The 24,021-nt window shown below is 37.6% G+C and carries 17 protein-coding genes; 7 read left to right on the top strand and 10 right to left on the bottom strand.

Annotated elements, in window-relative coordinates; translation table 11 throughout:
- The first annotated feature begins 3 nt into the window (after window positions 1–3).
- Window positions 4–534 (top strand): methylated-DNA--[protein]-cysteine S-methyltransferase, encoded by a 531-nt coding sequence (locus tag KEM10_RS06070; RefSeq protein WP_394369426.1) that lies wholly within the window; start codon window positions 4–6, stop codon window positions 532–534.
- On the opposite strand, the gene KEM10_RS06065 is transcribed toward KEM10_RS06070, so the two are convergent.
- Window positions 512–3,490: a PEP/pyruvate-binding domain-containing protein gene (locus KEM10_RS06065; protein ID WP_212214801.1), complete on the bottom strand. Its 2,979-nt coding sequence runs from the start codon at window positions 3,488–3,490 to the stop codon at window positions 512–514. The two genes, KEM10_RS06070 and KEM10_RS06065, sit on opposite strands and share 23 nt — an antisense overlap.
- Window positions 3,491–3,545: 55 nt before the next feature.
- Entirely contained in the window at window positions 3,546–7,799 is a 4,254-nt protein-coding gene (locus KEM10_RS06060) for a PEP/pyruvate-binding domain-containing protein (RefSeq protein WP_212214798.1), read from the bottom strand.
- A gap of 323 nt (window positions 7,800–8,122) precedes the next feature.
- Here KEM10_RS06060 and gdhA (KEM10_RS06055) point away from each other — a divergent pair, with 323 nt between their 5' ends.
- The gene (gdhA, locus tag KEM10_RS06055) at window positions 8,123–9,475 is read left to right on the top strand and encodes an NADP-specific glutamate dehydrogenase (RefSeq protein WP_212214795.1); all 1,353 of its coding nucleotides are present in this window, start codon (window positions 8,123–8,125) and stop codon (window positions 9,473–9,475) included.
- Window positions 9,476–9,557: 82 nt separating this feature from the next.
- Window positions 9,558–10,079, top strand: a complete 522-nt coding sequence (locus KEM10_RS06050) for a hypothetical protein (RefSeq protein ID WP_212214792.1) — start codon at window positions 9,558–9,560, stop codon at window positions 10,077–10,079.
- A 48-nt stretch (window positions 10,080–10,127) separates the two neighbouring features.
- Here KEM10_RS06050 and KEM10_RS06045 read toward each other — a convergent pair whose 3' ends face one another.
- The 8 genes from KEM10_RS06045 to KEM10_RS06010 form a co-directional block, all read right to left on the bottom strand.
- Window positions 10,128–10,601, bottom strand: a complete 474-nt coding sequence (locus KEM10_RS06045) for an ExbD/TolR family protein (protein ID WP_212214778.1) — start codon at window positions 10,599–10,601, stop codon at window positions 10,128–10,130.
- Between the two features lies 1 nt (window position 10,602).
- Complete coding sequence (locus KEM10_RS06040; RefSeq protein WP_212214741.1) at window positions 10,603–11,178, bottom strand: ExbD/TolR family protein; 576 nt, start codon at window positions 11,176–11,178, stop codon at window positions 10,603–10,605.
- 48 nt (window positions 11,179–11,226) lie between these two features.
- Window positions 11,227–11,673, bottom strand: coding sequence for a hypothetical protein (locus KEM10_RS06035; protein WP_212214738.1), 447 nt, complete (start codon window positions 11,671–11,673; stop codon window positions 11,227–11,229).
- A gap of 9 nt (window positions 11,674–11,682) precedes the next feature.
- Window positions 11,683–12,450: a MotA/TolQ/ExbB proton channel family protein gene (locus KEM10_RS06030; RefSeq protein WP_244825587.1), complete on the bottom strand. Its 768-nt coding sequence runs from the start codon at window positions 12,448–12,450 to the stop codon at window positions 11,683–11,685.
- A gap of 210 nt (window positions 12,451–12,660) precedes the next feature.
- Window positions 12,661–13,689: an asparaginase gene (locus KEM10_RS06025; protein ID WP_212214733.1), complete on the bottom strand. Its 1,029-nt coding sequence runs from the start codon at window positions 13,687–13,689 to the stop codon at window positions 12,661–12,663.
- A gap of 12 nt (window positions 13,690–13,701) precedes the next feature.
- A complete protein-coding gene (locus tag KEM10_RS06020) occupies window positions 13,702–14,466 on the bottom strand; it encodes a TatD family hydrolase (protein WP_244825585.1) in 765 nt (254 codons plus the stop codon).
- A gap of 165 nt (window positions 14,467–14,631) precedes the next feature.
- Window positions 14,632–15,972: an NADP-specific glutamate dehydrogenase gene (gdhA, locus tag KEM10_RS06015; protein WP_212214731.1), complete on the bottom strand. Its 1,341-nt coding sequence runs from the start codon at window positions 15,970–15,972 to the stop codon at window positions 14,632–14,634.
- A gap of 301 nt (window positions 15,973–16,273) precedes the next feature.
- On the bottom strand, window positions 16,274–19,201 hold the full coding sequence (locus tag KEM10_RS06010; RefSeq protein WP_212214730.1) for an FAD-binding and (Fe-S)-binding domain-containing protein: 2,928 nt from the start codon (window positions 19,199–19,201) through the stop codon (window positions 16,274–16,276).
- A 403-nt stretch (window positions 19,202–19,604) separates the two neighbouring features.
- On the opposite strand from KEM10_RS06010, the gene KEM10_RS06005 reads away from it, so the two are divergent.
- From KEM10_RS06005 to sufD, 4 genes are all read left to right on the top strand, one after another.
- Entirely contained in the window at window positions 19,605–20,045 is a 441-nt protein-coding gene (locus tag KEM10_RS06005) for a group III truncated hemoglobin (protein ID WP_212214728.1), read from the top strand.
- 216 nt (window positions 20,046–20,261) lie between these two features.
- Window positions 20,262–21,710: a Fe-S cluster assembly protein SufB gene (sufB, locus tag KEM10_RS06000; protein ID WP_212214726.1), complete on the top strand. Its 1,449-nt coding sequence runs from the start codon at window positions 20,262–20,264 to the stop codon at window positions 21,708–21,710.
- Window positions 21,711–21,755: 45 nt separating this feature from the next.
- Window positions 21,756–22,508 (top strand): Fe-S cluster assembly ATPase SufC, encoded by a 753-nt coding sequence (gene sufC / locus KEM10_RS05995; RefSeq protein ID WP_212214724.1) that lies wholly within the window; start codon window positions 21,756–21,758, stop codon window positions 22,506–22,508.
- A gap of 81 nt (window positions 22,509–22,589) precedes the next feature.
- On the top strand, window positions 22,590–23,978 hold the full coding sequence (gene sufD, locus KEM10_RS05990) for a Fe-S cluster assembly protein SufD (RefSeq protein WP_212214722.1): 1,389 nt from the start codon (window positions 22,590–22,592) through the stop codon (window positions 23,976–23,978).
- Window positions 23,979–24,021: the final 43 nt, after the last annotated feature.

Here is a 24,021-nt window from a genome sequence, read left to right as displayed (position 1 = left end):
TCAATGCTTCCTATCTCTATCCAATATTATCACTCTCCAATCGGAGAACTAATCATCGGTGATTATATGGGAAAGTTATGTCTGTGTGATTGGCGATATCGAAAAATGAGAGATTCTATCGATAAGCGAATCAAAGAAGGACTTGAAGCTGATTATATCGAACAAGAAACTGATCTTATTAAGTCAACCGTTATTCAATTGGATGAATACTTTCGAAAGGAAAGACAATCATTTGATTTACCTTTAGAATTAGTCGGAAGCAGTTTTCAGAAATCTGTTTGGAATGCATTATTGACTATCCCATTTGGGAAAACGGAAACATACCTAGGTTTATCCAGACTACTTGGCAACGAAAAAGCTATAAGAGCAGTTGCTTCGGCTAATGGAGCTAATGCTATTTCAATAATTATTCCATGTCATCGTATAATTGGAAGTAATGGAGAACTAACAGGATATGCCGGTGGATTAAGTGCAAAAAAGAAACTTCTTGAACTGGAGAATGCCCTTCCCACTAATCAACTTCAGCTTTTTTAGGCAGCATTACCACTCCTATTCCTTTTTGACCATCCACTTTTATAGTTCCTTCTGAATGTAGTTTGACATGGCGGATATATTCATCCTCATAAACAGCATCTAAACTATTAAGGTAATCAATATTAAAATATCCATCTCCAATAGAAGGTGTTACAGTAAAATAAGCCACTCGCAAACTTGTCAGGTTCTGAAAAAAGTGCGTACCCTGACTTGGATCAACACGGTAATCTTCCAAACCCATTTCAACAATCACACGAGCTGCCGAAATCTGCGTCCATTTAACCGGCACCCCCAACCACGGATCCTGTGAGCCCCATCGCCCCGGACCAATGAGAATATACGACTTATTATTGTCGTGAAAAGGTGCATTCAGCTTTTCAAATACAGGAACCAATTTGCTGTTATTGGCCGGATTAAAACCTTCTTTCTTTATATAAATTACATCTTCAACACCATTGATTACACCATTTCCTAAAGCTGAATTGGAATAAATTAAAGCGTCATTTGGATTCATCTCTTCCAGATTTTCCTCAATTGTTTCTTTACTATCAACAATAGGACGAATCTGCAATAAATAAAAAACAGGTGGTTGCCCATGTGGAGTCTGCAGGTCAACAGCAAATTCAATTTCAACAGGCTGATTCATCTCCTTTTGCCCAATCTCAAGAACCGTTCGCATGATATCAGCCAATGGGAAAGAATCATATTTTAAAACATTAGCAAAGGTAACCAGGCGCAAACCTTTAGCCATTAATCCGTCTCTAATCATATGTGTATTATAATCATACACCGATCCCAACCAACGCAAAGTACCTTGCTCTTCTGCCACTTTCAGATTTAGCTTTTTAATATTCACTGCATCATTAACTGAAGCAGTGAAACTGTCTGCATTTAAATCCAGTGCATAAAAACTTTTTTGTGTTTCGCGGACTGCAAGGTCAGGGCTTGACAACTGCAGAATCTTCTGTGGATATTTGGGTGAGAAACGTAAGGTCATTCCTCCTTCTACAATATGCTTACCCAGCCCCATGGCTACGTTAACAATACCATCTTCAGCCTTTTCTGGTGCGATCGGATAAAAATTAACCGACCTACCAACGCCTGAAAAAGTAGGATAAAAAACATCACCATGTCGCTGACCAACCACTTCCTGTAAAACAATACCCATTCGCTCTTCGTCAATCACATTCATGGTAGCTTCCATGTATCGTTTACTCGACTGATAAAAAGCTGAGGCATAAACACATTTTATAGCATCGCATAATTGATTTAGCACCACTGTTTGATCCTCTCCTTTGGGAATCATATAGGTAGAATAGATCCCTGCAAAAGGCTGATAGTGACTATCTTCCAATACACTTGATGAACGAATGGCAATAGGTCCCTGAATAATTGACATGAATTTTAAAAGGTCGCCATGAATGCGTTCCGGCAACTGACCAGCAACAAAAGCCTTCATAATCTCATCATCCGAAGCCTCAGACAATGCTATGGGGTAAAGTTTATTCACCTCCATAAACTCATCAAAAACATCGGTACTTAAAACAACTGTTCGAGGAATAGTAACCAATACATCGGTTAAGGTATTTAAGCTTTGATGTTTCTTTATCAGCATATTCAAAAACGCCAGTCCACGGGCTTTTCCTCCAATAGTGCCATCACCAATACGTGTAAAGGTGAGATACTCATCAAATTTTTCACGATAGAATTTAGCGATGATACCTCGTGCTTTACTGTAGCGGAAGCTGGCAATGGTATCGAACAAAAACTTTTTTGTTTCTTCTAAATCAGCAAAGTCTTCCACTTTTAAGTATTTCACCACTTCAGCCACTGCAAACAAAGCCCTGGCATTAAGCCACTTTGAAACATGATCTCGCTTAAAATGATAAAACAGTGTTTCGTCTGGTATTTGAAAAAGTTTCTCTTGCAATTCCTTTAAATTACTTACCCTGCAGACTTCCTGGCCGGTAACAGGATCAATAAAAATAAAGTCCCCAAAAGCCATGTAGGTATTTATAAACTCTTTTAGCTTGCGGAGAAGAGAAGATGAGTGTTTATAAAGAAACCCAACTCTGAGATCTTTGGCTACTTCGCCCAGACTTTTATTAGATGATTGTAAAATAAAGGGCATATAAGGGTTTGCTCTTTTTACCACTTTAGCAAACTTAATACCTGCCTCTGTATCTTTTACTCCTTCCTTTTCAAACGATACATCAGAAATAATACCCAAGAGGTTATCGTTGTATTTCTGATAAAGTTCTAATGCTTCTTCGTAGGTTCGTGCCAATAGAATCTTTGGACGACCACGCATTCGCATCATCTTCTGATGCTCATTTAAGCCTTCATCCATAAATTTTTTGGCCTGAGTTAATATCAAACGATAAATCAAAGGCAGATAACTAGAATAAAAACGAATTGAATCTTCCACCAGCAAAACACACTGGACACCAACTTCTTCCACATCATGTTGAACATTCATTTCATCTTCTATCAATTTAATGATAGCCAGCATAATATCAGCATTACCTAACCAACAAAAAATATAATCAATAGCACTGGTATCCTGACGCCTCATGCGCACTGAAACTTCCCGCGAGAATGGAGTCAATACTACAATTGGAATAAATTCGTAACGCTCTTTTACTTTCTTAGCCATCTCAAACGGATCCATACCGCCTATACTCAGCATGGTTATTACCAAATCAATCTTTTGCTCTTTTAGTACATTAAAAGCTTCTTCGGCAGATCCAACATGAATAAACTGAGGCGGATACCTAAGGTTTAATGACACATATTCATTAAATATCTGTTCATCAATACGGCCATCCTCTTCCAGCATAAAGGCATCGTAACCACTACATATCAGCAACACTTTATGTATGCGGCGTTGCATAAGGTGACTAAACTGTGTTTCCGTAAAATAATTACTCTGTCTTATATCGAAATGGCTCTTCATAAATCTGCTTTCAGTTACTTTGTGGGGTAAATATTCATTCAAGTATAACTTAAATCTAAGTATTTTCACAACCTTCGTTATATGTTATAATGGATTTTCTTTTTCGTCCGTCCATACGAATCACAAGGTTATTTTTAAACCGTATGTGTTTAAAAAAGTTAGTTTGCTCCACTACTTCTTGTTGATCTAAAACATCCCACCTAACAAAATCATGTTTTCCTCCTTGATTGATTGAACTATACCCCACTTGCATTGAAGTTACATTATGAAAAAAGTGCGAACCTCCGGAGGCTTCTAAAGGAAAGTCTTCCAAATCTGTTTCAACAATCATAGTAGCATTTGATATTTGTGTCCACGAAACAGGAATACCAATCCATGGATCCTGTGTGCCCCATCGGCCTGGACCAATTAATATATAATGCCTATTTTGAGATTTCATCTTTTGATTTAGAACTTCAATCTCCTGAGTCATCGCTTTGGTTTTAGACTTGTCGAAACTGTTAATATTGATATAAATAATATCCTTTACTGTTTTATTCTTACCATTACCCATACTCTGATTTGACTGCAGAATTATTTTTTTCTCATCGATACGACTCATGTTAATGGAATAATTCTGGGCCCCTCCTAATAAAGGTTTTATCTGAAGCAGATAAAAGGTAGCTTTTCCACGACCGTCTTTTTTAAGGTCTACAGCAAATTCTATCTCAACAGGCGATCCCATAGCTTCTTTTACTACATCTAATACAACTTCAATAGTTTTAGCCAACGGGATATAATTGTACTTAAGTATATTAGCAAAATTCAGAATACGAGGTCCGGGCTGATCTAATCCTGGCTGAATAGTTTCATTATCGGGATTATAAACCGATGCCAAATGCTTTAAAGTTCCGTGTATCTCCGCTTCCATACAGTCCAAACGCACCAAACCAGCCGTTTCCCCTTCTAAAAGGTTGAGATGAAAGTTGTCAAGATTTACCGCATAAAACTCTGTTTGAGAATTCTTAAATTGATCTTTTGGGCTGTTATTATCCAACTCAGGGTAGACCGGACAAAATCGTAAGGACTTCTCTCCATCCACAACATATTTACCAAGTCCAAGTGCCAACACTGCAAATCCGTCTTCCGGATTCATATGACCGAATGAATAGTAATTGTATGATTGTGCTACTCCACTAATATGAGGATAGAATACATTCTGATATTGCCGACCAACAGCCTCCTGAATAATAACTGCCATCTTTTCTTCTTCAACCTTAAAATCAACCGCTTCGGTAAAAGCTCTGGCGGTATCACTAAAAACAGATGCAAAAACCAGTTTAACAGCATTACATAACTGCTCCAAACGCTCATCTTCATCAGGATGATTATTGGGTAAAAGATAGGTCTCGAACACACCGGCAAAAGGCTGTTTTTGACTATCTTCCAATAAACCTGATGATCGAACAGCAATGGGAGTTGAGAAAATAGTGAGTAAACGTTTTAAACGAACTATTAGATTTTCAGATAAGTCACCTTCAAGAAAAATATTTTTAATTTGCTGATAATTAAGTTCTCGAAATATCAGTTCGTGAAAATTATTCCGCTCCATAAACAACTCAAATTCATCAGTGCCGATAACAGTTGTTCGTGGTGTCCGAATATTTATTCCCGATACATGAGCCTCAAAATCAAAATTATATAATAAGGTATTTATAAAGGACAAACCTCTGCCTTTGCCACCTAACGATCCACCGGACATGCTGACTATATTACTATCATCCAAAACGTCAACTTCATCAAAATCAATCACTTTCCCTTGACTCTTCTCTTCTCGCTGCGACTGAATAATATCTAATAAATAAGCTCGAACACTTTCCGCATTTTCAAAATCACTCAACCGGTAGGGCGCTATCATTTTTGCAATCTTAAACTCGCCTCGTGCCATAAGCCAAAGCGAAAAGTGATTCTTACGGGCATGATATTCAACCGACTCAATGGGTACTTTTCGTAAATGATGCTCAAATTCTTTCAGGTTGCGTGCCAGGGCAATGTTCTTCCCTTTCGCATCCTTGTATACAAAATTCCCAAACCCGAGATAGTGACTGATAAAGGTTTTAATATCCTGCATCAGGCTTTCGCTATACTTATTTATAAAAACCGTTTTAAGTTCGTAAGCATCTTGCGAATACTCTATTTTAGAACTTTGCAAAATAACCGGTAGATCTTTTATCTGCTCTTTGGCATAATTAACCAGTTCGAATCCTGCATTAGGATCCATTATTCCATTGTGAGAGAACTCAACATCCGAAATCAAACACAACAGATAATCTTTATATTTTTCAAAAATGGTTAATGCTTCATCGTAATTGGTGGCAAGTAGCACTTTGGGACGAGCCTTCAACCGAAGCACGGCATATAATTCATCACCTTGTACATCATCAATCAACCGATGCGTTTGCTCTAACACACTGGCATATAACAATGGAAGATACTTTGAGTAATAACGAACGCTGTCTTCCACCAGCAAAATAACTCTGGCCAGACCAATCTCTGTATCATTTTCAACATTCACTTTATCTTCCAAATGATAAACCATCGATGAAAACATTTTAGAATCACCGTTCCAAACAAATATTTCATCCAACACTCCTAACTCTCGCTGACGGGCTTGAAAGTATGGAATATCCGTATCGTTATTGAGCAACATAAAAATGGGAATATAAGGAAACTCTTTCTTCACCATTTTACTTAAGTTGACGGGTGATTTTTTCTCCACCCCTACCATTACAATTATTAAATCAAAGTGCTTCTCATTGAGTTTTTCAATGGCTTCTTCAAAGGTTGTAACCCCCGTTACACGAGGCAGTGATGACAAGTGCAACTGATAAAAACTACCCATTATCTGTTCCGAAAATCTTCCTTCATTTTCGATGGCATAAGCATCGTATAAATTGGCAACCAGCAAAATTTCCTTCACTCTAAAAGGCATAAGGTCATGGTAGATATCACGGGCAGCATTATTTTTATGCATGAAATTCTGCAACAGATGCTTACTTTTCTTTACTGAAGATGATTTCTTCTCCTGTTTTTTATCCGACGATTTAATATGGGTATAAGGACGACGGATTTTATCCATTAAATTACGGGCTTCTAAACTATTGAGGTAGCCAACAATCAAATTACCAAGGTTTGATATCAGGTCATTTTCTTCGTTCAAAAAAAGCTCCTCCTGTGTCTTGGCCAATTCTAATAAGTAAAAAATCTCAATCAGTCCTTTTTTACCATTAATTGTTTCAAACGAATAGCGCAGAAGCCAAGGTGATTCAACAAAACCAGAGCTTAGATACTCCTCGCCGTTAAATACGATGCGAGCTACCGAATATTCGGGATGTTGCATGCCTGCCGGAATATACTCAACAATATGACTGAGGGTATAATCTATTGGCATTTGTAAACTTATTATGCGAGAAGTTTCGTTGATGGTTTTTAATTCTTTTACCCTTTCCTGACGAGCCTGCTTCTCCTTTTGTGCAATAAGGCTATTTATAAAATCGGTTATTAATCGCGCCAGGTTAATTAACAAATCTCTTTCCTCACTTAAGAATGGATCGCCTGAGTAAAAAGTAAAATCTCTGGTATAAAAAACATCGATTGAACCCGCTGTATTATCTGTTGTTTTAAAGCGTTGAGTCTGCACCCATTCTGTTTCTACAAAATACTCGCTCACATAATCTTTATCTCCATATATTATACGAGCTACTGCAAATTCGGGATATTGCCAGCCAGAAGGGAGAATAAAGGCGATCTGCTGTAGCACATCATCAATAGATTTTCCCTGATTTATGATCCGGGTTGTCTGGTTAATGGTTGATAACTCTTTTAAACGCTCCAACGATTCGGTATGATTGCGTTCCGCAACAATGGTATTAATATAGTTGGTTAGCATACGGGCTGCCTGATTAATTAACAGGCGTTCTGAGCGCAAAAAAGGACCTTCATCCTGTTCTTGCTGTTCCTTTAAATAAAACAAATCAATTGCCCCTTTCTCACCGTCAATGGTTGTAAAACGCTCTGTAAGCCCCCATTCCGTTTCTTCAAAATGATCTGTTTTTGCTATACATTTCTTATAGAATACTCTAATACCAACTAAATCCGGTTTATCCAATCCTTTTGGCAGTATCCTTATCAATTCCTCTAATGTCTCATCAATAGGATTTTCCAACAATAACACTTCCCAAAGGGCATTAATTGTTTCAAGAACCTTTCCTGAACTTTTATCACCCGGCACTGAATGAAAATGATTTAGTTGAGGCCAATTACGTTGCATGATCTATTGTTTAACTAGTATAAGATACGAATTCCAATGAACTATTATGCATAAACACTTCATTACTTGCACCTTGTTATCTTGATTAAAAGATCTAACGTTACTCGGATTAGAACAGAAATCAATGCTTCTGTATACTGTCAATGCGATTACTCGAATTGTGATATTCTTCACTTACAAATGGATTATAGTTAAATATTTTTGTAACTTTTTGTTTTGATTAAGATTAGTGACGATTGATAATCAACAGGGGGATGGGATACAAATAGAAACGGTAATAAAACCTATAAAACTCAATTAACAACCCTTTAAAAGCAACAAGTATGTCACACACTTCATCATTAGGCATTAATGCCTTTATGGCTGAATTAAAAGCTAAAAACCCAGCAGAACCTGAATTTCATCAGGCAGTACATGAGGTAGTAGAATCTTTAGATGAGTTTCTCGATGAAAATCCCAAGTACAAACATGCGCGAATTTTGGAACGGATAGTTGAACCTGAACGCATTATCATGTTCAGAGTTCCCTGGATTAACGACAAAGGAGAGATGTGTGTAAATCGTGGGTATCGTATTGAAATGAATAGCGCCATAGGTCCTTATAAAGGAGGATTACGTTTTCACCCAACGGTAAACTTAGGTATTCTTAAATTTCTTGCCTTTGAACAAGTATTTAAAAACAGTTTGACTACACTACCCATGGGAGGTGGTAAAGGAGGCAGTGATTTTGATCCGAAAGGAAAATCGGATAACGAAGTAATGAGATTTTGCCAAAGTTTTATGACAGAATTATACCGTCATATTGGTCCGAATACTGATGTACCTGCAGGTGACATTGGCGTCGGTGGTCGGGAAATTGGTTTCCTCTACGGGCAATTCAAACGTATTAAGAATGAATTTACAGGTGTTTTAACAGGTAAAGGCCTTAATTATGGTGGAAGCTTAATCCGGCCAGAAGCTACCGGTTACGGCAACGTTTATTTTGCTCAGGAAATGCTCAAAACCCGCAACGAGACTTTCAAGAACAAAACAGTGCTCATCTCCGGTTCTGGAAATGTTGCTCAATTCTCTGTTGAGAAAGTAAATGACCTGGGAGGTAAAGTGGTTACTTTATCCGATTCGAATGGATATATTTTTGACCCTGATGGTATTGACGGCGACAAGTTAAAGTATGTTATGTACTTGAAAAATGTAAAACGGGGTCGCATTAAAGAATACGCAGAAAAGTTTGGAGTGAAATACGTTGAGAATGAACGTCCCTGGAAAGAAAAAGGAGAAATAGCATTACCAAGTGCAACCCAAAACGAAATTAACGAAATTGAAGCCATCACTCTAGTTCAAAACGGTTGTTACTGTGTTTCAGAGGGCGCCAATATGCCTTCTACTCCGGAGGCAATACATACCTTTATTGAAAAGGGAATATTGTTTGGCCCGGGTAAAGCAGCCAATGCTGGTGGCGTAGCAGTTTCCGGGCTTGAAATGACACAAAACAGTATGCGATTAAACTGGACTCGCGAAGAAGTAGATAACCGTCTTCAGATAATAATGCAAAATATACATCACACTTGCAGTGAATATGGAAAAAAAGACAGTGGTTTCATCAATTATGTAGATGGGGCTAACATCGGTGGTTTTGTTAAGGTTGCCGATGCTATGTTATCACAAGGTGCAGTATAAGCCAATAGAGAGTTTTAACATGAACACCTGATAAACAATCCACTTTTATCAGGTGTTTTTATTTTATAAATACCCCAAAATTATGAGACACATATTTATAATATCAATACTCCTATTAATATTATCATGTAATCAATCTAAAAAAGAGATAGAATCAACTTCACAACACTTTCAGTTCGAAATTTCTGCAATACTGAAAGGCTCACCCGTTGAGATTTATGATCATTTAACCGGAGATATTAGTCCATGGTGGGATCATACATTTAGTGACAAACCATTAAAATTATACATTGAAGCAAAACCAGGAGGTGGATTCTACGAGATATTTGATGAGTCAGGTGATGGAATTCGCCATGCAGTTGTTACCGGAGCTCAAAGAGGCAAATTACTTCGCATGGAAGGACCTTTAGGTTTGGCAGGTCATGCCTTAACCTTAGTAACAACTTATAATCTTACAATGGAACAAGATTCTACCCTTCTAGAAGTGCAGGTTCATGGTTCTGGAGAGTTCGAAGAGGAGTGGCCTGATTTAATAAAAAGTGTCTGGAGGCATTTTATTATAGATCGATTCAAACCATACTGGGAACAAAACTTTAATCAATAAAAAAGGGAACCATCAGGCTCCCTTTTTTATATATAATTGAATATTCAATTATCTCACTTCTGCTTTTTCGTTGGCTGAGTAGTTAATTTTTAACGCTGCGGCCTTACGTAAAGCTTGTTTTACTTCAGTGATAATACCCATAGGACATTCTTTATCAGCTTTGATAGATGTAATCATCTTAGCTTGCTCACTTTCACGCATTGCATCTCGAGATTGAGCAATATAACTCTGAATGTCACCAACCGTTGCAAATTGATCATTCAACTGCAAACGAGGCTCACTTCCGTATAATCCTTGGTAACTTTTTGCCGGTACACCAACATAAATGAATGTTACCAATTCTTTTTTCTCTAATTTCGATAATTCAGTTGCTTCTGCAGGTCGAACTTCAACCTTTAAATCTACCTCCTTCATAGTAGTAGATACCATAAAGAAGAAAAGCAACATAAAAACGATATCAGGCAAGGAGGCTGTGTTAATAGCAGTCTGGCCTCCACTCTTCTTTTTTCTGAATTTAGCCATACTAGTTACCTCCTATATTTTTAGGTTCTGCCTCAGAAATCTTTTGTGGAACAATGGTACGAATAGCATCTTGCTCTTCTTTTTCCAATTTTTCGTATTCCTTACCAAATTTTCTTTTGGCCAGATCCTCTCTTAGTTCATTAATAGCACGCTGAAGTTCGTTCTGAACCATCAAATAAGTCTGATATTCCGTACCATTATCGGTTTGCAACGAAATTACTCCTTTAGAGATACGTTGTATTCCGAAGAAAGGAACTTCTTGTTCTTTCTTTTCTGGTAAATCAGCTTTATCCTCAGGGTTCACCATAAACTCCTTTGTAGCTTCAGTCAACTCTCCCATTTCCATTGGTTTACCTTCTACCAACAACTGATTGTTGCTATTAACCAATACAGTAAATACATTACGCTCTTTAATTGGCGGTGTATCATCTGGCTGATCTTCCTGCATAGGAGGAAGCAATCGAGCCAAACCTGTATCAGAGTCCATGGTAGTGGTAACCAGGAAGAAGATCAATAATAAGAAGGCGATATCCGCCATTGACCCTGCATTTACTTCCTGTACTTCTCTTTTTCCCATAAACGATTATACTTTTATGGTCCCTTGACTTACGTCAAGCAGGGACAATTATTTAAACAATCGAGATAATTCTGCATAAACAATAGCAATAATTGCTACTCCAAACAGAATGTACATTCCATATAAGAAAGTACCAGCTAATGCTAACATGCTAGGTACATTATCAGGACCTTGATAACCAACTAAGTTAAGCGGTGTTGTATCTGCTAATGCATAAGAAATAAGTGTAACAATCAATAGTAAACCTATTGAGATAAATGTACGCACAGCATTCTTAGGATGCAAAATCAAATTGAAAATCTCCGCTAACAAAGTTAAACCACCTGTTATAAACACTAACAAGATACCCCAGTTTAGGAATGATCCTGTATACAATGGTGTGTGATAAGTGGCACCTTCTACTTCACCTCCGAAGAAGAACATACCTGCAAATACCATTGTTATTGCTAATATCAGGTATAATACGATATTTAATATTTTTGAAAGCTTAGTCATAATGACAGATTATTTTTTCATGTTGAATTTTACCAAAATATCTAGTAGAGAGATAGAAGCATCTTCCATTGTATTTACAATACCATCGATTTTAGATACGATGTAGTTGTAAAATACCTGAAGGATGATAGCTACGATCAAACCAGATACAGTAGTAATCAACGCCACTTTAATACCACCTGCTACAGCTGATGCAGAGATAGTACCCATAGCCTGAATATTATCGAAAGCTTCGATCATACCGATTACAGTACCCATAAACCCAAGCATAGGTGCTAATGAGATAAATAATGAAATCCAGGTTAAACCTTTTTCTAAAAGACCCATTTGAACTGATCCATAAGAAATAACCGACTTCTCAACAACTTCGATACCTTCATCGAAACGGTCAAGACCTTGGTAGAAAATAGAAGCAACTGGACCTCTAGTGTTACGGCATACTTCTTTAGCAGCTTCAACACCACCGTCATTCAATGCATTCTCAATGTTTTGAAGCAACTTCTTAGTGTTAGTAGAAGCTAGATTCAAATAAATAATTCTCTCAATACAGATTGCTAAACCGAAAATTAAGGCTAACAATACAAAACTCATAAAGATAGCACCACCTTCGATGAATTTTGCTTTAATCTGTTTGTGAATACCTTTTGGAGCTTCAGCTGGCGTTTCATCGTCAACCATAGCTGCTGGTTCTTCACTAACTGCTGATTCTTCAGTTACCTGCTCTGTAGTAGCTTCGTCTGCTACATTTTCCTCGTCCTGAGCATATACGGTATTCATACCTAGACTCAGCATTCCAAATACTGCTAAAAACGCAAATAGCTTTTTCATAGTCTGCTAAAAATTTTGATTCGTATCAGTTTTGTTAATACTTCAAATAATTCTTACTGTTTATCCCCCACGCCTTAAACTTTTTAGACATTCAGAAGATAAAAATCCTTTAATTTTTCAGGCATGCAAAATACAAAAAAAATGCCAAATACAAACTTTCTATATATATATTTCGCCTTGTAAAGATTTATTAAGATTGTTTTTAACCTCCTCCACAGAATTCGTGTTAGCCAAGAGATACATTAATTTTGTAATAGCTGTTTCTGTAGTCATATCATGGCCACTTACCACACCCATTTCAAGAAGATGAACACCCGTTTCGTAGCGCCACATTTCAACACTTCCTGCCAGACATTGTGTAACATTAACAATTATAAGTCCGCGAGCCAGGGCATCTTCTACCTCTTTTAAGAACCATTTCTGAGTTGGTGCATTTCCGGATCCGTACGTCTCAAGCACCACTGCACGCAGGCCTTTCACACTTAAAACAGCTTTAACAACTTCCTTATTGATACCCGGAAAAATTCTGAGTAAGGCAACATTCGTATCCATTTTTCTCGAAACTTTAAAAGCTCCGTTCATTGTTTTATACCTTATATAAGGATAATTGTACTTTATATGTATACCTGCTTCTGCTAACGGCGGATAATTATCAGAACGAAACGCCCTAAAATGTTCGGCATTGTATTTTGTCGTCCGGTTTCCCCTGAAAAGTTTTTCGTTGAAATAAATACATACTTCAGGAACTAAAGCTTGTCTGTTCTTCTGAGCAGCAGCTATTTCTAATGCTGTAATTAAATTTTCTTTACCATCCGTTCTGATCGTTCCCAACGGTAGCTGACTACCGGTAAGGATCACAGGTTTTTTTAGATTATTGAGCATAAAACTCAAAGCACTAGCTGTATAGGCCATTGTATCGGTTCCATGCAAAACAACAAACCCGTCATATAGAGTATAGTTTTCTTCAATAATCTCAACCAGTTTAATCCAAATATCAGGATGCATATCGGACGAATCAACCAGTGGATCAAAGGAATAACTCTTTACATTAAAGTCGAATTTTTTCAGTTCCGGCACTTGCTTCGACACTTTCTCAAAATCAAAAGGAACCAAAGTATTAGTCTCCTGATCAATGACCATACCAATTGTACCACCTGTATATATTATCAGAACTTGTCTTTCTTCCATATCAATTCAACACTAAATAGTAAATAAGCGTGATGCGTTTTCGCTCGTTTGGGCGATTATATAATCGATTGGTTTTTCATATACCTCACTTAATGTACCTGCTACTTTTTGAATATATGAAGGCTCATTTCTCTTACCCCTATATGGAACAGGCGCTAAATAAGGAGCATCTGTTTCCAAAACCAGCTTATTTATAGATACATCTTTTAAAGCTTCGCGAAGATGAGTATTTTTAAAGGTAACTACTCCATTAATTCCCATCAAGAAACTACCATACTCTTCAATTCTTATAGCATCATCTGCAGAACCGGTGAAACTATGAAAAACACCTCTAAGTTTATCATCCAGTTGCTTCTCCACTACTTCAAACACTTCAGGAAAAGCTTCACGACAATGTATAACTATTGGCAGATCTTTTTCTTTTGCCCAAATAATTTGTTGCTCAAAAACCTCCATCTGTTCTTTTCTGAATGCCTTATCCCAATATAAGTCAATACCAATTTCACCTACTGCGATATAGGGGCGATTATCAAGCCACTGCTTAACAATATCTAATTCTGCCTGATAATCTTCCTTTACCGAAGTAGGATGCACTCCCATCATTGCAATACAAACATCTGGAAATTCTTTTTCGGTTTGATGTAATCTTTCAATACTTGAAGCATCTACATTAGGTAGCAGAATTTTTCTAACTCCACTATCAAGTGCATTTTTTACTACTGCACTTCTATCCTCATCAAACTCTTCGGTATATATATGTGAATGTGTATCTATCAAAACTTGCTTATTTAGAAAAATTATGGTGCAAAATTAACGCATTTAAATTAATCACCCCTTATAACAAATAGGTAAAGCATAATAATGTCTCAAATATTCTATCATCAATAACAAAGCCGCCTAAGTTCAACATAGACGGCTTTAATATAGTTGCATTAAGAAAAATTATACTACACCCTGAGCAATCATTGCATCAGCAACTTTTACGAACCCACCAATATTAGCTCCTTTAATGTAATTAACCTTACCATTAGGCTCACTACCAAATCGAACACAAGCACTATGAATATTAGTCATTATCTGATCTAAACGCTCATCCACTTCTTTCTCCGACCAACCTAATCGCATGCTATTCTGAGTCATTTCTAAGCCTGACACAGCCACTCCACCTGCGTTAACTGCTTTACCTGGTGCAAATACAATTTTATCGGTTGCTAAATATGCAGCTTCAGCAGTACATCCCATATTAGAGGCTTCCGCTATGATTTGACATCCATTAGCTATCAACATTTTGGCATCATCCTCATTCAGCTCATTTTGAATGGCACATGGAATAGCAACGTCAACCTTTTGTTCCCATGGTTTTTTACCTGCAAAAAACTGCGCTTCAGGAAAACGCTCAACATATGGAGCAACCACATCCTGGTTTGATGCACGTAACTCTAACATATATTCTATTTTCTCTTCTGAAATACCATCTGCATCGTAAACGTATCCATCGGGTCCTGATATAGTTACTACTTTAGCTCCATATTCAACTGCTTTTATGGCAGCTCCCCAGGCCACATTACCAAACCCAGATAAGGCAACCGTTTTACCTTTCAAATTTTCACCACGAAGAGCCAACATCTCACGAACAAAATAAATAGCACCAAAACCAGTTGCTTCAGGTCGAATTAAACTACCTCCGAACTCAGCTCCCTTACCGGTTAATACACCTGTAAACTCGTTGCGAAGTTTTTTATATTGACCGAACAAATATCCAATTTCTCGTCCGCCAACACCAATATCACCAGCTGGCACATCGGTATTAGGACCAATATGGCGATACAACTCGCTCATAAAAGCCTGACAAAATCGCATTATTTCATTATCAGACTTTCCTTTGGGATTAAAATCAGAACCGCCTTTCCCACCTCCCATTGGCAAGGTGGTTAAACTATTCTTAAAAGTCTGTTCAAAACCTAAAAACTTTAAACCACTTAAAGTCACACTCGGGTGGAATCGTAATCCTCCTTTATATGGACCTATCGCTGAATTAAATTCAACTCGATAACCTCGGTTCACCTGAACCTCACCGCTATCGTCAACCCATGGAACCCGGAACATAATTACCCTTTCAGGCTCTGTCATACGTTCCAATATTTTAGCCTTTTTATAATGTGGATTTTCCTGATAGAAATCCCATACTGTTTCTACTACTTCTTGCACGGCTTGCAAAAATTCGTCTTCGCCAGGGTTTTTAACCCTAACGCTATCCATGAATTCTTTCATCTTAGTATCCATATTGAATAGTTTTAATTTGGACCTGTTTATATAACCAAAAATAGATATTTTACTACAACATCCTTATAAATCGTAAGGAATTTTAAACAAAGCAACACAAGTTATATGTATTTGATTTAATGTGCTTTATTAAATTATGATTTATGATTTTTGTCACTTCATGACATATGTCAACATTTCAGACACCCCTTGAAGCTTAGAAATTGTAAGCACCACCCAAATCAACACTTTTTTTATCAAAAATTACTACTCCACTTTACTTGCTCTTTCCTCCCCCCCCAAAAAAACACATCGAAAAGATTTATTTTAAGGCTTCATACAACACTTCTGCAGGATGGAGGGCCTCCACATTGGTACCATCTTTTATTTGATGACGACACGAAGTTCCGGCAGCAACAATCATTGATTCATCTTTATGCTCTCGCACATCAGGGAATAAAACCAACTCTCCTATTTTCATTGATAAATCGTAATGTTCTTTTTCATACCCAAATGATCCAGCCATTCCGCAACAGCCCGAGGGGATTTCATCGGCTGTATATTTACCGGGTATCTCAAGTACTTTTTTCGTTAATGAGGTATCTGACAATGCTTTCTGATAACAATGAGCATGAAAACGAATATTTCTTTCTTCCTCTACAAACAAAGTTTTATCAATTGCCCCTGCATCATTCTCTTTGGCCATAAACTCTTCAAAGGTATAAGTATGTTTTGCCAGATAAAGCGCTTTTTCTTTGAGATAGGAAGGTACCAATTCCAGATATTCATCCCTGATGGTTAGAATTGCAGAGGGCTCAATACCCACCAAAGGGTTATCATCTCCCACCACCTCTGATAGTGCTAAGACATTTCTTACGGCAAACTTTTCGGCTTCTTTCAACAGACCTTTAGACAAATAAGTTCGACCGCTATCAAAATGGTGCGGAACCCTAACTCCATAACCCAACTTATCAAACAGCAATATAGATTTAATACCTATGAGTGTATCGTTATAATTAGTAAACTCATCTGCAAAAAGGAATATGTTTTTATTGGATGGAGTTGGTTTGAATGTTTTAGTCCACTTTCTTAAGGAATTAGAATGTATTGAGGGTAAACTTCGCTTTGATGAAAAGCCAAAACCCGATTCTGCTATTTTCTTTGAAAACTTCAAACCTATACCTATATTATATAGGCTTGGCCAAATCATAAAAAAACGATTCAGTATTGGCAATCTTCCAATCAGCTTATTTCTAAACGGCGTACCAAATCGATGATGATATTCTTGCAAGAATTCAGCCTTTAACTTCGTCATATCCACATTGCTCGGACATTCCGTCTTACAAGCCTTACACGACAAACACAAATCAAGCACCGATTTCACTTCATCAAAGCCCAATTTTGTATGAGGTATACCACCAGTAAAAAACTCTCTCAGCATATTAGCTCTGGCCCTGGTTGTTTGACGTTCGTCATGCGAACCCATATAACTGGGACACATAGTACCGCCAATCAAATGACTTTTTCGACAATCACCTGAGCCATTACATCGCTCTGCGGCCCTAACCATTCCTTTTGTTTTTGACCAATCGAACAATGGATCAGAAATCACCTCCTTTTTAGCACTCTTGTAGCGAAGAGATGAATTCATCCGTGGCGTATCCGTTATTTTACCAGGATTTAAAATTCCGGCAGGATCGAAAATTTGTTTTACAACCTTAAACAGATCGTAATTATGCTCTCCAACCATCAAAGGAATAAATTCACCGCGCAACCTGCCATCACCATGCTCACCACTCAACGATCCTTTGTATTTTTTTACAACACGAGTAACATCCAGGGCAATATCATGAAACATCTGGACATCTTCATGTCGCTTCATATTTAACACCGGACGAAGGTGCAACTCACCAGTACCTACGTGTGCATAGTAAACACATTCTTTTCCGTATTTTTCGAGAACCTCTTTTATATCAGCTATGTAATCCGGCAAATCTACTGGACGCACCGCCGTATCTTCAATAACAGGCACAGGCAAATCATCCCCAGGCATATTCGAGAGCACTCCTAAGCCAGCCTTTCGCAACGACCAAACCCTCCCAATTTCTTGCCCATGAAGAACTGGGTAAGCATATCCAAAATCCTTTTCTTTTAATGCCTGAGTTAACTGAGTTGCCAGCTCATCAATCTCCGCCTTTGACTCACGTGCAAACTCAACCAACAATAATGCCTCCGGATCACCTTGAACAAAAAATCGGTTTTTATTTTGAAGCGGATTATCTTTTGTCAGATCCATGATGGTTTTATCCATCAACTCAATGGCACCTGGATTAAACTGCAAGGCCACCAGATTGGCTTTTAAAGCATCTTCTAATGAATTCAGATGCACACACACCAATCCTTTTTCCTTTGGAGGAACATCTATTAGGTTAAGCTTAATTTCGGTTGCAAACATTAATGTCCCTTCCGAACCAGCTATCAACTTACATATATTAAAAGGACTTGTATCTTCATCAAAGGGCAGCGACTCCATTAGAATATCAAGCGCATAACCGGTGTTTCTTCTATGAATTTCAGGATGCGGATATTCCTTCCTAATAGCCTTTCTATTCTCTTTATTGGTAAGAACATCTCTTAATTGGCTATATATCTCACCTTCGTAATCTTCCTGACGACACTTACTCTCAAACTCCCATTTTTGAAGGGGCTTAAAATGCACTTCATCACCGTTGGATAAAAAACCCTTTAATTCAAGCGTATGATCTCTGGTGCTTCCATAAATTAAAGAGTGAGCTCCACATGAATTATTGCCAACCATACCTCCTATCATGCAACGGCTGGAAGTAGAAGTTTCCGGGCCAAAGAACAGACCAAATTGCTTAAGATGTTGATTCAATTCATCTAAAACAACTCCAGGTTCTACTCTAACCCATCTCTCGTCAGCATTAACCTCAAGTATCTTATTCATATACCGGCCAATGTCAACAACTAAACCAGCACCAACAACCTGCCCCGCCAAAGAAGTTCCTGCTGTACGGGGAATAACCGGTATTTTGTATTGAGAAGCAAATTTAACTATACTGGCTACATCTCTGACATCACGAGGCAGTGCAATACCCAGAGGACGTTCAGAATAAGCCGAAGCATCAGTTGAATAAACCTGTAAGGATGTTTCATCAAACAGAAGATCACCTTTTATTAATGATTTTAATTCTTCAAATGGATAAGTTCCATTTTGCCCGGTATCCATTAAGTACTATTCATTGGTTAACAATAACGAATTTAGGAATTTTATTCATTATTACTACCCTAAAAATAGCTCTTCTGGATTTAATCAGTATAGCTACTATTCAATCAGATCAATACAATTATAGCAACAATAAAAGCAATGGTAACCAAACCGGCAACCAATGACTTTTGCATAGCTTTTGTTTCTTCTTTACACATAGTTCTATCTTTTTCTATCATTAATCAAATAGCGTACAAAAGCCCCTCTGGAACGAATGGTTTTAGGGTATTTTAACAGAATACAATATCTAAACTTCCACTTTTTCAGAATCTTTACAAATATTTAAAAACAGTAACGGGTCGAAGCTGCAAATAATCAAAACAAAACTTTCAATTAGCTGTTTTGCTTGTAAACAGGACATATAATGAATAAACCGGATTTAGATAACAGAGATCGCATCGAAACACTCGTAAGAGCATTTTATAAAAAGGTAAGGGCCAACGAGCTTTTGGGCCCCTTTTTTAACCAAACAATTACATCAGAAGAAGCTTGGGAAGAACACTTTGTGTTACTTACTGATTTTTGGGAGTTAAACCTACTTGAAGTAAAAGGCTTTAATGGTAACCCGGCACGCGCTCATCAGGGTGTTGATAAACAATTTAAACATAGTATCACAACCGGTCATTTTGATCAGTGGGTTGCATTATGGAAAGAAACCATTGATGAAATATTTGAAGGAGAAAAGGCCGAATATGCAAAACTGCGCGCCACTAATATGGCAAAAGGCATGTACAAAAAAGTAATTGCTAATCGCCCGGGTGGATTTATATTACCCGATGGAGCCAGTGGTTTATCGTTTGGCTAAAGGGCTGTAAAAACGATCTACCAAAATGTAGGATCCTACCTATATGTCAAATTTATGTTTAGACAACAATCTGTTTGATAATCCTTTTATTTAATCTTAATAATTTAATATTTTTACCAGCTCAATCACCTATATCCTTGTTTCTGGAAAAGAAAGCTAACAGTGAACTAATATGTAAACCCATTGTTAGACTGACGAATAATTGTAAAAGAATTTATGGCTGAAGATCAAAATAAAATATTAGACGAAGTTACAGGAGGGGAATACAAATACGGTTTTTACACCGATATTGATATGGACACCATTCCGAAAGGCTTGAACGAAGAAGTCGTACGCATGATTTCGGCAATTAAAAAAGAACCCGAATTTATGCTTGAGTTTCGTTTAAAAGCATTTCGACATTGGCAAACCATGACAGCTCCCAACTGGGCTCATTTAAATATTCCTGAAATTGATTTTCAGGACATCATATACTATGCAGCTCCCAAGAAGAAACCTGAATTGGAAAGCATGGACGAAGTAGATCCGGAGTTAAGGGCTACCTTTGACAAGCTGGGCATCCCATTGGATGAACAAAAAATACTTTCAGGCGTAGCTGTTGATGCTGTAATTGATAGTGTTTCGGTAAAAACCACTTTTAAGGAAACCTTGGCTGAAAAAGGAATTATTTTCTGTTCAATCAGTGAAGCCATTCAGGAATTCCCTGACTTGATTAAGAAATATTTAGGATCAGTAGTACCTCACGGTGATAACTTTTTCGCCGCTTTAAACTCGGCAGTTTTCACTGATGGTTCTTTCGTATATATTCCTAAGGGTGTTCGTTGTCCGATGGAACTTTCAACTTATTTCCGTATTAACGCCATGAATACAGGACAGTTTGAAAGAACTCTTATTGTAGCCGATGACGATAGCTATGTTAGTTACCTGGAAGGCTGTACAGCCCCGCAACGAGATGAGAATCAACTTCACGCTGCCATTGTTGAGATTGTAACTCATGACCGTGCCGAAGTAAAATATTCAACGGTTCAGAACTGGTATCCTGGAGATAAAGAGGGAAAAGGTGGAATTTACAACTTTGTAACCAAGCGAGCCATTTGTAAAGGTGATTATTCTAAAGTCTCATGGACTCAGGTTGAAACAGGTTCTGCCATCACCTGGAAATATCCAAGCTGTATTTTACAAGGTCATCATTCCGTTGGTGAATTCTATTCCGTAGCGGTAACTAATAATTATCAGCAAGCTGACACGGGTACCAAAATGATTCATCTGGGTAAAAACACACGTAGTTTAATAGTATCTAAAGGTGTTTCTGCCGGAAAGAGTCAAAACTCATACCGCGGTTTGGTAAAAGTTTCGAAAAGAGCTGAAAATGCACGAAACTTCAGCCAGTGTGATTCGTTACTGTTAGGTGATAAATGTGGAGCTCATACTTTTCCTTACCTTGAGATTGCTAATAACACAGCCAAAGTAGAACATGAAGCAACGACTTCAAAAATTGGAGAAGATCAAATATTCTATTGCAACCAAAGAGGTTTAAGTACCGAAGATGCTGTTGGCCTGATTGTAAATGGTTACGTTAAAGAAGTAATCAATCAGTTGCCAATGGAATTTGCTGTTGAAGCTCAAAAACTGCTTCAAATTAGCCTTGAAGGTAGCGTAGGATAACCCAAATATAATTAATTAAAATAGCAACTTATACAGTTACATCATATGTTAGTCATTAAAGATTTACACGCCAAAATAGAAGACAAAGAAATACTGAGAGGTATTAATCTGGAAATTAAACCTGGAGAAGTTCATGCCATTATGGGACCGAACGGAGCAGGAAAAAGTACCCTTTCGTCAGTTTTGACAGGTAACGAAAAGTTTGAAGTAGTAGATGGAAGTGTAACTTTCAATGGAAAAGACTTACTTGATTTATCACCTGAAGACAGGGCCCGTGAAGGAATGTTCTTAAGTTTTCAGTATCCAATTGAGATTCCAGGTGTTAGCATGGTAAACTTTATGCGTACGGCAGTTAACGAACACCGAAAATACAGAGGTGAAGATCCGATTTCTGCCAGCGATTTTTTGAAGCTTATGCGTGACAAAAAGAAATTGGTTGACATTGATTCAAACCTTACTAATCGTTCGGTAAACGAGGGTTTTTCGGGTGGAGAAAAGAAAAAGAACGAAATTTTCCAAATGGCAATGCTAGAGCCTAAATTGGCTATTCTGGACGAAACAGATTCTGGTCTTGATATTGATGCCTTACGTGTTGTAGCAAATGGTGTTAACAAGTTAAAATCACCGGAAAGATCAACCATCGTCATCACTCACTATCAGCGCTTATTAGATTACATCGTACCTGATTATGTGCATGTATTGTATAAAGGTCGCATTGTAAAATCTGCTGGAAAAGAGTTGGCTCTTGAGCTGGAAGAAAAAGGTTACGACTGGATAAAAAAGGAATTTGAAGATTAATTGGTAAAGAGTACAAAGCATGGAGTATGGCACACAACACCATTACTCATTGCTATTATCTCACTACTAAAACATTAAGATATGAATGTAGCTTGCCGAATAGTAGATCTGCAAGAAGAATATATAAAACTCTTCAACGATCAGTTGCCTCTTATACAAAGTGGTTCACCTGAAAAGATGAACTCTTTGCGTGAAGAAGCCATAAAAATCTTTGAAGAAAAAGGTATACCTTCCAATAAAGTTGAAGCTTATAAATACACTAATCTTCAACCTTATTTTAAAGGAAGCCTGAATTTAGCTTTCACAAATGAGGCGGCCCATACCGATGTAACCCAGCACTTTCATTGCGAAGTACCACAGCTAAATACATACAATGTATTTTTAGTAAATGGATGGTTTTCAGCTAAAGATAGCGACACAAACTTGCCTGATGGTGTTGTTGTTTGCAGTATGCGTGAAGCTGCAGAAAAAGCTCCTGAGGCATTTGAGAAGCACTATGGTGAGATAGCTCCAACAAAGGAAGATAGCCTGGTTGCTATGAATACGGCTTTTGCTCAGGACGGTGCATTTATTTATGTTCCTAAAGGCGTTGTACTTGAAAAACCTATTCAAGTAGTTAACATCATGACAGGTGATGAGGATCGTTTGGCATTCCAACGTAATCTTATTATAGTGGAAGAAAATGCACAGCTAAAAATGATGCTATGCGATCATACCATGTCTGCACAACGCTTTGTTGTAAATACTGTGACTGAAGTGTTTGCCAACCAAAACAGTGTTTTTGATGTATACAATGTTCAAAACCAACATAATCTAACCACTCAGGTTCAGGGATTATACGTTCATCAGAAAAAACACTCTAACATACTTACTAACAACTTAACTCTTCATTCAGGAATAGCCCGAAATAATGTTGGCGTTATCATGGATGACGAGCAGTGCGAGAGTCATGTATATGGTTTATATCTGACAGATAAAAACCAACATGTTGATAATTTCACTTCCATCAACCACGACAAACCCAATTGTCAAAGCTTTGAATTGTTTAAAGGTGTGATGGATGATTCATCTACAGCTGCTTTTACCGGAAAAGTATTCGTTGCCAAAGACGCACAAAAAACCAATGCTTATCAGAGTAATAACAATTTATTACTTACCCAGAATGCAAAAATCAACAGTAAACCTCAGTTAGAGATTTATGCTGATGATGTAAAATGTAGTCATGGAGCAACCGTTGGTCAGTTGGATGATGAAGCTATGTTTTATTTACGTGCCCGAGGCATCAATCAGGATGAAAGTAGAGTTTTGTTAATGTTTGCATTTGCATACGAAGTAATTGAAAAAATTAGAGTTGAGCCTTTGAAGGAACAAATAAGAGGTTTGGTAGAAAAACGTTTCAGAGGAGAATTTGACAAGTGTGATTCCTGCGTAGTTTGCGGTCAACCCGGCAGTAATGCCAGCTGCCTGTAAGCTAAAACAATAATATTATAACCGGGAAAAAGTAGAATAGTAT

It is taken from the genome of Carboxylicivirga linearis, assembly GCF_018271995.1.
Classification (GTDB): Bacteria; Bacteroidota; Bacteroidia; order Bacteroidales; family Marinilabiliaceae; genus Carboxylicivirga; species Carboxylicivirga linearis.
This window is presented reverse-complemented; position numbering and strand designations above follow the sequence as displayed.

Coding starts and splice junctions, on each gene's coding strand:
- KEM10_RS06070 (WP_394369426.1), top strand. CDS start 4: ATGCTTCCTATCTCTATCCAATATTATCACTCTCCAATCGGAGAACTA.
- KEM10_RS06065 (WP_212214801.1), bottom strand. CDS start 3,490: ATGAAGAGCCATTTCGATATAAGACAGAGTAATTATTTTACGGAAACA.
- KEM10_RS06060 (WP_212214798.1), bottom strand. CDS start 7,799: ATGCAACGTAATTGGCCTCAACTAAATCATTTTCATTCAGTGCCGGGT.
- gdhA (WP_212214795.1), top strand. CDS start 8,123: ATGTCACACACTTCATCATTAGGCATTAATGCCTTTATGGCTGAATTA.
- KEM10_RS06050 (WP_212214792.1), top strand. CDS start 9,558: ATGAGACACATATTTATAATATCAATACTCCTATTAATATTATCATGT.
- KEM10_RS06045 (WP_212214778.1), bottom strand. CDS start 10,601: ATGGCTAAATTCAGAAAAAAGAAGAGTGGAGGCCAGACTGCTATTAAC.
- KEM10_RS06040 (WP_212214741.1), bottom strand. CDS start 11,178: ATGGGAAAAAGAGAAGTACAGGAAGTAAATGCAGGGTCAATGGCGGAT.
- KEM10_RS06035 (WP_212214738.1), bottom strand. CDS start 11,673: ATGACTAAGCTTTCAAAAATATTAAATATCGTATTATACCTGATATTA.
- KEM10_RS06030 (WP_244825587.1), bottom strand. CDS start 12,450: ATGAATACCGTATATGCTCAGGACGAGGAAAATGTAGCAGACGAAGCT.
- KEM10_RS06025 (WP_212214733.1), bottom strand. CDS start 13,689: ATGGAAGAAAGACAAGTTCTGATAATATATACAGGTGGTACAATTGGT.
- gdhA (WP_212214731.1), bottom strand. CDS start 15,972: ATGGATACTAAGATGAAAGAATTCATGGATAGCGTTAGGGTTAAAAAC.
- KEM10_RS06010 (WP_212214730.1), bottom strand. CDS start 19,201: ATGGATACCGGGCAAAATGGAACTTATCCATTTGAAGAATTAAAATCA.
- KEM10_RS06005 (WP_212214728.1), top strand. CDS start 19,605: ATGAATAAACCGGATTTAGATAACAGAGATCGCATCGAAACACTCGTA.
- sufB (WP_212214726.1), top strand. CDS start 20,262: ATGGCTGAAGATCAAAATAAAATATTAGACGAAGTTACAGGAGGGGAA.
- sufC (WP_212214724.1), top strand. CDS start 21,756: ATGTTAGTCATTAAAGATTTACACGCCAAAATAGAAGACAAAGAAATA.
- sufD (WP_212214722.1), top strand. CDS start 22,590: ATGAATGTAGCTTGCCGAATAGTAGATCTGCAAGAAGAATATATAAAA.